12 protein-coding genes are annotated in these 12,124 nt (G+C 61.4%); 9 read left to right on the forward strand and 3 right to left on the reverse strand.

All coding sequences use genetic code 11. The features are described from left to right. Positions 1-14: 14 nt before the first annotated feature. A complete protein-coding gene (gene tyrS, locus CO655_RS18985) occupies positions 15-1,271 on the reverse strand; it encodes a tyrosine--tRNA ligase (protein ID WP_097665912.1) in 1,257 nt (418 codons plus the stop codon). A 132-nt stretch (positions 1,272-1,403) separates the two neighbouring features. On the opposite strand from tyrS, the gene CO655_RS18990 reads away from it, so the two are divergent. Both CO655_RS18990 and CO655_RS18995 read left to right on the forward strand, forming a co-directional pair. Beyond that, positions 1,404-2,522 carry an anhydro-N-acetylmuramic acid kinase gene (locus CO655_RS18990; protein WP_097665914.1) on the forward strand — a complete coding sequence of 373 codons (1,119 nt, stop codon included), beginning with the start codon at positions 1,404-1,406 and terminating at the stop codon, positions 2,520-2,522. Then, on the forward strand, positions 2,519-3,043 hold the full coding sequence (locus tag CO655_RS18995) for a GNAT family N-acetyltransferase (RefSeq protein ID WP_170964931.1): 525 nt from the start codon (positions 2,519-2,521) through the stop codon (positions 3,041-3,043). The genes CO655_RS18990 and CO655_RS18995 overlap by 4 nt, the downstream gene beginning before the upstream one ends. Here CO655_RS18995 and CO655_RS19000 read toward each other — a convergent pair. Then, positions 3,040-4,206 carry an acyltransferase gene (locus tag CO655_RS19000; protein WP_097665916.1) on the reverse strand — a complete coding sequence of 389 codons (1,167 nt, stop codon included), beginning with the start codon at positions 4,204-4,206 and terminating at the stop codon, positions 3,040-3,042. The two genes, CO655_RS18995 and CO655_RS19000, sit on opposite strands and share 4 nt — an antisense overlap. A gap of 141 nt (positions 4,207-4,347) precedes the next feature. After that, positions 4,348-5,025, reverse strand: coding sequence for an alpha/beta hydrolase (locus CO655_RS19005; protein ID WP_004675601.1), 678 nt, complete (start codon positions 5,023-5,025; stop codon positions 4,348-4,350). A gap of 217 nt (positions 5,026-5,242) precedes the next feature. Between CO655_RS19005 and CO655_RS19010 the strand changes: the two genes are divergently transcribed. The 7 genes from CO655_RS19010 to CO655_RS19040 all read left to right on the forward strand — a co-directional run bounded on the left by CO655_RS19010 (position 5,243) and on the right by CO655_RS19040 (position 12,087). Beyond that, the gene (locus CO655_RS19010) at positions 5,243-6,409 is read left to right on the forward strand and encodes a cysteine desulfurase family protein (RefSeq protein ID WP_097665918.1); all 1,167 of its coding nucleotides are present in this window, start codon (positions 5,243-5,245) and stop codon (positions 6,407-6,409) included. Positions 6,410-6,600: 191 nt separating this feature from the next. Beyond that, positions 6,601-8,070 (forward strand): Fe-S cluster assembly protein SufB, encoded by a 1,470-nt coding sequence (sufB, locus tag CO655_RS19015; protein WP_097665920.1) that lies wholly within the window; start codon positions 6,601-6,603, stop codon positions 8,068-8,070. 1 nt (position 8,071) lies between these two features. Next, the gene (locus tag CO655_RS19020; RefSeq protein ID WP_097665922.1) at positions 8,072-8,305 is read left to right on the forward strand and encodes a hypothetical protein; all 234 of its coding nucleotides are present in this window, start codon (positions 8,072-8,074) and stop codon (positions 8,303-8,305) included. 80 nt (positions 8,306-8,385) lie between these two features. Then, a complete protein-coding gene (gene sufC, locus CO655_RS19025; RefSeq protein WP_010028644.1) occupies positions 8,386-9,141 on the forward strand; it encodes a Fe-S cluster assembly ATPase SufC in 756 nt (251 codons plus the stop codon). A gap of 24 nt (positions 9,142-9,165) precedes the next feature. Beyond that, positions 9,166-10,440, forward strand: coding sequence for a Fe-S cluster assembly protein SufD (sufD, locus tag CO655_RS19030; RefSeq protein WP_097665924.1), 1,275 nt, complete (start codon positions 9,166-9,168; stop codon positions 10,438-10,440). A gap of 12 nt (positions 10,441-10,452) precedes the next feature. Then, positions 10,453-11,694: a cysteine desulfurase gene (locus CO655_RS19035; protein WP_097665926.1), complete on the forward strand. Its 1,242-nt coding sequence runs from the start codon at positions 10,453-10,455 to the stop codon at positions 11,692-11,694. A 12-nt stretch (positions 11,695-11,706) separates the two neighbouring features. After that, positions 11,707-12,087: an SUF system Fe-S cluster assembly protein gene (locus tag CO655_RS19040; protein WP_010029026.1), complete on the forward strand. Its 381-nt coding sequence runs from the start codon at positions 11,707-11,709 to the stop codon at positions 12,085-12,087. The last annotated feature ends 37 nt before the right edge of the window (positions 12,088-12,124 follow it).

Here is a 12,124-nt window from a genome sequence, read left to right on the forward strand (position 1 = left end):
GGAATTGAAGCCGCCTACGCCGCGCGGCGGATCAGGATGTGCTTCTTCTTGCCGAGCGACAGCTTGATGACGCCGTCGGCGGTGATTTCATTGCTGCCGATCAGCCGGCGTTCGTCGCTGACCGCCTCGTCGTTGATGCGCACCGCACCGCCCTGGACGTGGCGGCGGGCTTCGCCGTTGGAGCCGGCAAGGCCGGCGCGGACCATCAGCGAGAGCAGGCCGATGCCACCGTCGAGTTCGGTGGCCGGGATCTCGACGGAAGGCAGGTTTTCGGCGACCCGGCCTTCCTCGAAGGTGGTGCGGGCCGTTTCTGCGGACGCTTCGGCGGCCTCACGGCCGTGGACGATGGCGGTCGCTTCCGTGGCGAGGATCTTCTTCGCCTCATTGATCTCGGCGCCGCCGAGCGCTTCGAGTCTGGCGATCTCGGAAAGCGGCAGGCGGGTGAAGATCTTCAGGAAGCGGCCGACATCGGCATCCTCGGTGTTGCGCCAGTACTGCCAGAAATCATAGGGGCTGAAGACGTCCTCGTTCAGCCAGACGGCGCCGGAGGCGCTCTTGCCCATCTTGGCACCCGAGCTCGTGGTCAGGAGCGGCGTCGTCAGCGCGTAGAGCTGCGGCGTTCCCATGCGGTGGCCGAGATCGACACCGTTGATGATGTTGCCCCACTGATCCGAGCCACCCATCTGCAGGCGGCAGCCGTAGCGGCGGCTGAGTTCGACGAAGTCGTAGCCCTGCATGATCATGTAGTTGAATTCGAGGAACGAGAGCGACTGCTCGCGATCGAGGCGCAGCTTGACGCTGTCGAAGGAGAGCATGCGGTTGACCGAGAAATGCCGGCCGACGTCGCGCAGGAATTCGACATAGTTGAGCTTCATCAGCCAATCGGCATTGTTGACCATGAAGGCATCAGTCGGACCATCGCCGAAGCGCAATATGCGCGAGAAGATCTTCTTGATGCCCTCGATGTTCGTATTGATCGCCTCCGGCGTCAAAAGCTTGCGCTGCTCATCGCGGAAGGAGGGGTCGCCGACCATCGACGTGCCGCCGCCCATCAGCGCGATCGGCCGGTGGCCGGTCTCCTGCAGCCAGTAGAGCATGGTGGCCGAGATCAAATTGCCGATATGCAGGCTGGTCGCGGTTGCGTCGTAACCGACATAGGCCGTCACGACCTCCTTCGCGAACAAATCGTCGAGGCCGCTTTCATCGGATACCTGATGGATGAAGCCGCGCTCTTTCAGCGTGCGGAGGAAATCGGACTTGAACTCGGACATGGCTTTCGTCTCTTGGTGTCTGCGCACGGTCCCGTGTGGCCTTACGCAACTTCGTTGTTGTTGATCTGTCGCGGCGCGTTTAGCACTGTTTTTACAAAAGTGCATCCGGGAATCGCATGGGAGGCAAGCCTCATGGACGTGATCAGAACCGCGATCGGGCTGATGAGCGGCACGTCGATGGATGGGATCGATGTCGCGTTGATCAGGACAGACGGCCGCGGCTTCATCGAGCGCGGGCCATTCCTCGGTGTGCCCTATGAGGCCGAATTTCGCGAGCGGCTCAAGCGGGCGCTGGACCTGGCGCGTCCGCTAACCGACAGGTGCGAGCGACCCGCGGAACTTCGTGACATCGAGCTTGAGTTGACCCAACGGCATGCAATTGCCGTTACGGCATTCCTTGAGCGTTTCGGGCTGTCTGCCGATGCCGTCGACGTTCTCGGCTTTCATGGTCAGACCGTGCTTCACCGGCCCGACGAAGGACTGACGATTCAGATCGGCGACGGCGGCGACCTCGCCCGGCGAACCGGCATATCGGTGGTCTACGACATGCGCTCCAACGACATGGTCCATGGCGGGCAGGGCGCGCCGCTGGTGCCGGCCTATCACGCCGCACTCGCCGGAAAATTCCAGCAGGGGGGGCAGGCGGTCTGCTTCGTCAACATCGGCGGCATCTCCAATCTGACCTTCGTCGGTACGGACGGCCGGATCGTCGCCTTCGACAGCGGACCGGGCAATACGCTGATCGACCAATGGGTGGAGATGCAGACCGGCAAGACCTATGATCCCGGCGGCGAGATCGGCGGACGCGGCAAGGTGGTCGCCGCCCTGGCGGAGCGATATCTGGAAAGCCCGTTCTTCCGCGGCAATGTCCGCCGCTCGCTCGATCGCGGCGATTTCGCGCCGCTTCATCAGGGCGAGGCGAGCCTCGAAGACGGCGCCCGGACGCTCGCGCATGTCGCCGCGGCCTCGATCATCAAATCCGCTGGTTTTCTCCCGGAAACTCCATTGACCTATATCGTCTGCGGCGGCGGCCGGCTAAACGCCACTTTGATGGCGGAGTTCTCGGCGATGGCCGCGGGCTTGGGATCAAGAGTGGTGAGTGCCGAGGAAGCAGGCTTTGATGGCGATGCGATGGAGGCAGAGGCCTGGGCCTATCTCGCCGTCCGCTCGCTGGACGGGCTGCCTCTGACGTTTCCCGGCACGACCGGAGTCAGCGCTCCCGTCAGCGGCGGTGTGCTCGCAACGCCATGAGCGACAGGATCATCCTGACGACGCCGCGGCTCAGATTCGTCATGTGGGACGAAGGCGATGCGGCCCTTGTGCAGCAGCTGCATTCGACGATGGCAACGACCAGATATCTTCCCGGCAGCGCGCCCTGGAGCCCGGAGAAGGCCGCTGAACGGCTGCGGGGCTGGTTCGAGGAACAGGCCCGCGACGGCACGACCAAATACAAGATTGTCACCGAGGACGGACGTTTCGTCGGCCGCGCCGGCATTTCGCGGTTCGGGAGCGAGCAGTTCGAACTCGGTTATTCCCTGATCGAGGAGGCGTGGGGCAAGGGCCTGGCAACAGAAGCGGCGAGCGCTCTGGCCGACTGGTTCTTCGAAAGGAGACTTGCGCCCGCTTTCATTGCCTTCACGCATCCCGAAAATATCGCCTCGCAGCGCGTTCTCAGGAAGGTCGGCATGCGCGAACGTGCGCCGATCTTGATCGATGGAGTGCTCGATATGGCTTTCGAGATGGCCGCTGACATGCGGCCGGAAAATCCCTAGCTCTTGACGGCAAGCGGCTGAACGCGCCCGCTCTGGTTGCCGTCCTCGACGCCCCTGACCTGGGCAATGAACGAGAACTTCTTGCGAAGGCCGAGGATCGGCTTCTCGATGAAGTGCCAGGAGAGCACCGCGACGGCGAGAGCCGATGGTAGGCCGACGGCATAGAGCGCCAGCGCCCCATATTTCGGATAGAGAAAGGCCGACGGAAACGCGCTTATCCAGATCTGCAGGAACGGGTCGTGATAGAGATAAACGCCGTAGGAATAGTCGCCTTTTCGGAAGAAGGCGGGGATCGGGACTTCCGACAGACCGATGAAGACGGTCATGTAAACAAGCGAGGTGATGACGATGGGCCGGTTGATCACCGATTCAATTGCCCGGCTGTCGAGAGTGAGAATGGCAGCGACGCAAACGAGGCAGGCGGCGGCGAAGATCCAGCGCGAATGGGGAATGACCCCCTTGAACTGGAAGGCAACGATGCCCATCAGGAAGGCGGTTATCAGCTGTGAGCCTCGGCTCATGAACAGGACGCGGGCGACGGGCTTGATTGTAGCAGGCAGCAGATAGGGCATCTTCTGCACGATGAGGCCGATGACGATGTAGGCGGCCGTCACGGCGAGCAGCTTGTAGCGTGTCTTGACGATGGCCGTGATCATCAGGAACGACATGATGATGTAGCAGAAGATCTCCCAGGGAACCGTCCAGAGAGCGCCATTGACCTTCTGGCTCGGATTATCCTGGAACACGCCCGGCAGCTCGTAATGGATCCAGCCGACGATGTTCAGGAAGTATTTGAAGAAGCGCGGATCGGTGAAATAGTCGGCATGGTGGACGATCGTGACGATCGGCCCGATGATCAGCGAACAGACGACGATATCGACGGCAAGAGCCGGGACGATGCGCAATCCGCGATTGGTCAGGAAGTTCCGGAGGCTCAGGCGCTGGGCGCTGCCGGCGATCAGGAATCCGCTCAATGCGAAGAACATCGGAACTAGAGCGTATTCGGTGAACCAGAATATCGACCCTCTGATGAAGTCATTATTTCCGGTGAGTAAAAACGAATGGGTCAATACGATAGAAAAGGCGAGCCCTATTCGAAGAAAATCAAATCCCGGACCGATTCCCTTATACTTATCCAGGACTTCCCCGAACGACTTGGTCATTTGCGGACCTCGCTTCTGTTTGGATCGCGAGGAACCTACCGCACTGCAATATATTGCAACACGGTAAGTGATCTGTTTCGGGACAAGAGATCCGACTGGGTCTCGAGCCCTCCGCAAGACGCGGCGCGTTCGCGCTGCGGTTTAGCGGATCCGTTTGGCGGCCGGCTCCGGCACCAGTTCGCCGTTGAGGCGGCGGTCGAGATAGTCCTCGCATTCGCTCATCAGCGTCTCCACCTGACCGTTGAAGAAGTGGTTGGCGTTGGCCACAGTGCGATGGGTGATGAGGATGCCCTTCTGGGTCTTCAGCTTCTCCACAAGACCGTTGACGTCCTTTTCCGGCGCCACCTTGTCGGCCTCGCCGTTGATGATCAGGCCGGAGGAGGGGCAGGGCGCCAGGAAGGAGAAGTCGTAGGTATTGGGCTGCGGGGCGATCGACATGAAGCCCTCGATCTCCGGCCGGCGCATCAGGAGCTGCATGCCGATCCAGGAACCGAAGGAATAACCGGCGACCCAACAGGTCTTCGAATCGGGGTGCAGGCTCTGCACCCAGTCGAGCGCGGAGGCGGCATCCGACAATTCGCCGGCGCCGTGGTCGAATTCGCCCTGGCTGCGGCCGATGCCCCGGAAATTGAAGCGCAACGTCGTGAACCCGCGCTTCTGGAACATGTAGAAGAGCTGGTAGACGATCTGATTGTTCATCGTGCCGCCGAACTGCGGATGCGGATGCAGGATCAGGGCGATGGGCGCGCTTTTTTCCTTGGAGGGCTGGTAGCGGCCTTCAAGACGGCCGGCTGGGCCGTTGAAAATTACTTCGGGCATTGGTACTCCGGGTTTTATTTCGCGTTCGCGCTGCGTTGGACGACAACATGACTTGACTAACGTTGTCAGCTTTTCTAAAACGCAGTTTAGAACAATTCGAAACTTGCATGGCGATCCACGCTTCGTGGAACGTGTCATAAGGCAAGCCCGGCGGAAATTTCAAGAAAAATGAACCGCGGGTGCTGAAGCAAGCTCGTCAAGCGCAGGACTGAAGATCATGGCGCCGCCACGCCTTTATCTCGACTGGAATGCCACAGCGCCGCTGCACCCGGCAGCGCGCGAGGCGATCATGCGCGCCATCGACGTGTTTGGCAATCCGAACAGCGTGCATGGAGAGGGGCGCGCTGCGCGCGCCGCCATCGAAGGCGCGCGACGCGAGGTAGCGGCGCTGGCTGGCACCGATGCCGGCAATGTGGTCTTCACCAGCGGCGCGACGGAAGCCGCCAATCTGGTTCTGACGCCGGATTTCCGCATGGGGCGTACGCCGCTTCAGCTTGGCCGTCTCTATTTTTCGGCGATCGAACACCCCGCCGTGCGCGAGGGCGGACGCTTTCCCAAGGAGAAGATGACCGAAATTCCGGTGACGGAAGCCGGCATCGTCGATCTCGACGCGCTTGACCCCTTGCTTGCTGCCCATGACAAGGCCGCCGGCCTGCCGATGGTCGCCGTCATGCTCGTCAACAACGAGACGGGCATCGTCCAGCCGGTCGAGGCGGCGGCAAAAATCGTGCATGCCCATGGCGGGCTTTTCGTGGTCGACGCGGTGCAGGCGGCCGGCCGCATCCCGCTCGATATCAACAGGATCGGCGCCGATTTCATGATCGTCTCCTCGCACAAGATCGGCGGGCCGAAGGGCGCCGGCGCGCTGATTGCGCGCGGCGAGGCGTTGATGCCGCGGCCGCTGATCCAGGGTGGCGGGCAGGAACGTGGTCACCGCTCAGGGACACAGAATTCGCTGGCGCTGATCGGCTTTGGCGCGGCGGCGGAGATGGCCGCGGGCGAGCTGGAGACACGCAATGCGGCAATCGGCGCGTTGCGCGAGCGGCTGGAGGAAGGCATGCGACGGCACGCCGCCGACGTGATCATCCATGGCGAGAGCGGCGAGCGCGTCGCCAATACGATCTTCTTCACCCTGCCGGGTTTGAAGGCCGAGACCGGACAGATCGCTTTCGATCTCGAAGGTGTGGCGCTTTCGGCGGGTTCGGCCTGCTCGTCGGGACGGCTTGGCGAAAGCCATGTGCTGACGGCGATGGGCCGCGACGCCAAGCTCGGCGCACTGCGCATCTCGCTCGGCTTCTCGACCACGGAAGAAGACATAGACAGGGCGGTTGCCGCTTTTGCGAAGATCGCCTGCCGGCGCAGGTCGGCGGGCGAGGCGGCCTGACCGCATCATAAACTTGCGGAAACGCAAATTTCCGCTTGCCAAGCGGGCTGAAAAGTCCCTTTTGGCCTCTTACATCAGGGCAAGGAATTGCCCGACCATCAGGGCAAGCGATTGCCCGACAGGAAGGGCGAGACGATTGCCCATATGCTACAAGCTGCCGGACCTTGGATCCGGCGAGATTGGAGAATGAAATGGCTGCCGTGCAGGAAACGATCGACCAGGTGCGCCTGATCGATGTGGACCAGTACAAATACGGTTTCGAGACCGTCATCGAAATGGACAAGGCGCCGAAGGGCCTGTCCGAGGATATCATCCGCTTCATTTCGGCCAAGAAGCAGGAGCCGGAATGGATGCTGGAATGGCGTCTGGAGGCCTATCGGCGCTGGCTGACGCTGGAAGAGCCGACCTGGGCGCGCGTCAATTATCCGAAGATCGATTTCAACGACATCCATTACTACGCCGCGCCGAAGAGCACGCCGGGTCCGAAGTCGCTCGACGAGGTCGATCCGGAGCTGTTGAAGGTCTATGAGAAGCTCGGCATCCCGCTGCGTGAGCAGGAGATCCTGGCCGGCGTCGAGAAGCCGAAGATCGCTGTCGACGCGGTCTTCGACAGTGTCTCGGTCGTCACCACCTTCAAGGCGGAGCTGAAGAAGGCCGGCGTGATCTTCATGTCGATCTCGGAAGCCATCCGCGAACATCCCGATCTCGTCCGGAAATATCTCGGTTCGGTCGTGCCGACCTCGGACAATTATTACGCGACGTTGAATTCGGCTGTGTTTACCGACGGCTCCTTCGTCTTCGTGCCGAAGGGCGTTCGCTGCCCGATGGAACTGTCGACCTATTTCCGCATCAACGAGAAGGGCACCGGCCAGTTCGAGCGCACGCTGATCATCGCGGAAGAGGGCGCCTACGTCTCCTACCTCGAAGGCTGCACGGCGCCGCAGCGCGATGAAAATCAGCTGCATGCCGCCGTGGTCGAGCTCGTGGCTCTCGACGATGCCGAGATCAAATATTCCACCGTCCAGAACTGGTATCCGGGTGATAAGGAAGGCAAGGGCGGCATCTACAATTTCGTCACCAAGCGCGGCGATTGCCGCGGCGACCGCTCGAAAATCTCCTGGACGCAGGTCGAAACCGGCTCGGCGATCACCTGGAAATATCCTTCCTGCATCCTGCGCGGCGACGACTCCAGAGGCGAGTTCTATTCGATCGCCGTGTCGAACGGCCATCAGCAGATCGACAGCGGCACCAAGATGATCCATCTCGGCAAGAATACGTCGAGCCGCATCGTCTCCAAGGGCATCGCCGCCGGCGTCTCCAACAACACCTACCGCGGCCAGGTCTCGGCCCACCGCAAGGCGTCGAACGCACGCAATTTCACGCAATGCGATTCGCTGTTGATCGGCGACAAGTGCGGCGCCCATACCGTGCCCTACATCGAGGCGAAGAACTCGACGGCGCAGTTCGAGCACGAAGCGACGACCTCGAAGATCTCCGAGGATCAGCTGTTCTACTGCCTGCAGCGCGGTATCCCGACAGAGGCGGCGATTGCACTGATCGTCAACGGCTTCGTCAAGGAAGTGCTGCAGGAGCTGCCGATGGAATTCGCTGTCGAGGCGCAGAAGCTGATCAGTATTTCGCTGGAAGGCTCTGTGGGCTGACATGGACGAGGCGGACAAGAAGCGCATTCTTGAACGTCTGGAGAATATGCGCGGGGAAATATTGGCGAGAATTCGCCCTCGCGAAAGCAGATACGAGACAGAAAAGCCGCCGGAGCAGCCTTACGTGTTTCTCCAGCAGCGCATGGAAAAACCAGGAAAGTTTATTCAGATTCTCGAATGGCTTTGGCTCGCAACGCTCACGGTTTTCCGTGTCATTCGTTTTTTGGCGCGATAGCGCCGAGCATAACACGTCGACGCCCTTAGAAATTACGCGAGGCTCTAATGAGCTACGCAGAGAAAACGCAGGAACCAAAGATGCTTGAAATCAGAAACCTTCATGCCCGCATTGCCGAAGACGGCACCGAGATCATCCGTGGCTTGAACCTCACCGTGAAGGCTGGCGAAGTTGCCGCGATCATGGGGCCGAACGGCTCCGGCAAGTCCACACTCTCCTATGTGCTGTCCGGCCGCAGCGACTACGAAGTCACCGAGGGCGACATTCTCTATAATGGCGAGAGCATTCTCGAGCTCGATCCGTCCGAGCGCGCCGCCAAGGGTGTCTTCCTTGCCTTCCAGTATCCGGTCGAAATCCCGGGTGTCGCCACCATGCAGTTCCTCAAGGTGGCGATGAACGAGCAGCGCAAGGCGCGTGGCGAGGACGAACTGACGACGCCGGATTTCATGCGTCGCGTCAAGGATGCTGCGGCCAAGCTGCAGATCAACACCGAGATGCTGAAGCGGCCGCTCAACGTCGGCTTCTCCGGCGGCGAGAAGAAGCGCGCCGAGATCCTGCAGATGGCCCTGCTGGAGCCGAAGCTCTGCGTGCTCGACGAAACCGACTCGGGCCTCGACATCGACGCGCTGAAGATCGTCGCCGACGGCGTCAATGCGTTGCGTTCGCCCGATCGCGCTGTCGTCGTCATCACCCACTATCAGCGCCTGCTCGACTATATCGTGCCTGATACGGTTCACGTGCTCTACAAGGGCCAGGTGATCAAGTCGGGTGACAAGACGCTGGCGCATGAGCTCGAAGCCAACGGCTATGCCGATATCATCGGCGCGGCGGCCTGAGTTCGGGTGGAAAGGACGACCTCCATGAACATGCAGACGACGAGTCGCCTGACCGCGGCCGAAACCGCGCTGATCGACGCCTTCAACCAGCAGATCGGCGAGTTGCCGGGCAACGGCATGGTGACGGCGCTGCGCGACCGGCTTCTCGATGACCTGAAGAAGGCCGGCCTGCCGACGCGCCGCATCGAAGCCTGGCATTACACCGACTTCAAAAACCTGCTGCGCGGCTTGCCGCCGCAGGCAGGCGACGCCGGCTCCGACCCGCTTGAGCCGCTCGTCGCGGGTTCCAGGGTGCTGGCGGTGATCCAGGGCCATGCCAATCAGAAGGCGGTCGCAGAGGGCCTTGGCGTGTCAGCCTATAGCGAACGTCTGCGTGACGGCTCGGCCGCAGGCGGGCTCGATGCGCTCGGCAGCGACGATGCGGTCGGCCGCATCAATGGCAGCTTCGTGCGCGACGGCTATGTGGTTGACGTGCCCGATGATACCGAGCTTGAAAATCCGCTCGAGATCCAGTTCATCCATGCTGGCGGGCAGACGCATACGCGCCTTCCCGTTTCCTTCGGCGCCGGCGTCAAGGCAACCGTTATCGAGCGTCACCGTGCGGTGACGGGCGATGCTGCCTTCGTGTCCCATGTCAGTGACATCACCGTCGGCAAAGGCACGGAACTGACATGGATCATCCTGCAGCAGCAGGGTGCTGACGATACGCATCTCGGCCAGATCCGCGTCGATCTCGGCGCCGATGCCAAGCTTCGCCTGTTTGTCATCAATGCCGGCGGCAGGCTGGTGCGCCAGGAACTGCACATCAAGGTGACCGGCGAGGGCGCCGATCTGACGCTGCGCGGCATCAACCTGCTCGGGGCCGAGAGCCATACCGACGTGACGATGGTGCTCGGCCACGACGTGCCGCATACCGGCTCGACCGAGGTGATCCGCAACGTGGTGTTCGACCGCGCCAAGGGTGTCTTCCAGGGCATGATCCGGGTGGCGCCCGATGCGCAGAAGACCGACGCCAAAATGGCGTGCAACACGCTTTTGATGTCGGACGATGCCGAGTTCTCGGTCAAGCCCGAGCTCGAGATCTTCGCCGACGACGTCCAGTGCGGCCACGGCGCGACGGTGACCGATATCGACGCCAATCATCTCTATTACATGATGGCGCGCGGCATTCCGGAGAACAAGGCGCGGGCAATGCTCGTCAACGCCTTCGTCGCCGAGATCGTCGAGGAACTTGAAGACGAGGCCCTGGTCGAGGCGCTGGAAGGCGTGATTTCGGCCTGGCTCGAAAAGCACGCCTGATCGGATATAGCCATGGACAAGATCGTGCCGGCCACGCAATACGACGTTGAAGCCATCCGCCGGGATTTTCCGATCTTGGCGGAGAAGGTGCACGGCAAGCCGCTGGTCTATCTCGACAACGGCGCCTCGGCCCAGAAGCCGCAGTCGGTGATCGACGCGATCTCGCAGGTCTATAGCCACGAATACGCCAATGTGCATCGCGGCCTGCACTATCTCTCCAATGCCGCGACCGATGCCTATGAGGCGGCGCGCGAGAAGGTTCGCCGTTTCCTCAACGCCCCTTCGGTCAACGACATCGTCTTCACCAAGAATTCGACGGAAGCGATCAACACCGTCGCCTATGGCTGGGGCATGCCCAAACTCGGCGAAGGTGACGAGATCGTCCTGACGATCATGGAGCACCACTCCAACATCGTGCCCTGGCATTTCATTCGCGAGCGGCAGGGCGCCAAACTGGTCTGGGTGCCGGTGGATGACGAGGGCGCCTTCCATATTGAGGATTTCGAGAAAAGCCTGACGGAGCGCACCAAGCTCGTCGCCATCACCCATATGTCGAATGCGCTCGGCACGATCGTTCCGGTCAAAGAGGTCTGCCGCATCGCGCATGAACGCGGCATTCCGGTCTTGATCGACGGCAGCCAGGGCGCCGTGCATCTCCCGGTCGACGTGCAGGATATCGATTGCGACTGGTACGTCATGACCGGCCACAAGCTCTACGGCCCGTCGGGCATCGGCGTGCTCTACGGCAAGAAGGAGCGGCTTTTCGAGATGCGCCCCTTCCAGGGCGGCGGCGAGATGATCTTCGAGGTTGCCGAGGATGCGGTCACCTACAACGATCCGCCGCATCGCTTCGAAGCCGGTACGCCGCCGATCGTCCAGGCGATCGGTCTCGGTTATGCGCTCGACTATATGGAGAAGGTCGGCCGCGAGGCGATCGCCAGCCATGAGGCCGATCTTGCCGCTTACGCGGTCGAGCAGCTGCAATCGATCAATTCGCTGCGGGTGTTCGGCACGGCGCCCGACAAGGGCAGTATTTTTTCCTTCGAGCTTGCCGGCATCCACGCCCACGACGTCTCGATGGTGATCGACCGGCAGGGCATTGCGGTGCGTGCCGGCACCCATTGCGCCATGCCGCTCTTGAAACGCTTCGGCGTCACCGCCACATGCCGTGCATCCTTCGGCATGTACAATACCCGCGCCGAGGTCGATGCCCTGGCCGATGCGCTTGAATATGCGCGCAAGTTCTTTGCTTGAGGAGTGTCCGTGATGAGCCTGGACGAAAGCGAACAGAAGATCGACGTGCGCGAAGGCATCGTGCATTCCAGCATCCCGGCCGATGAACTGGCACGGCTGAGCGACGACGTCATCGGCGCGCTGAAAACCGTCTACGACCCGGAAATTCCCGCCGACATCTTCGAACTCGGTCTGATCTACAAGATCGACATCGAGGACAACAGGATGGTGAAGATCATGATGACGCTGACCGCGCCCGGCTGCCCGGTCGCCGGCGAGATGCCGGGCTGGGTGGAAAACGCCGTCGGCGCCGTCGAAGGCGTGTCTGGTGTCGAGGTCGAAATGACCTTCGATCCGCCGTGGACGCCGGACCGCATGTCGGAAGAGGCGCAGGTCGCCGTCGGCTGGTACTGACATCCCTCGGTATTGATCCGTTTACCTCGGACGACTA

The sequence above is a fragment of the Rhizobium sp. M1 genome (genome assembly GCF_002531805.1).
GTDB lineage: Bacteria > Pseudomonadota > Alphaproteobacteria > Rhizobiales > Rhizobiaceae > Rhizobium > Rhizobium etli_C.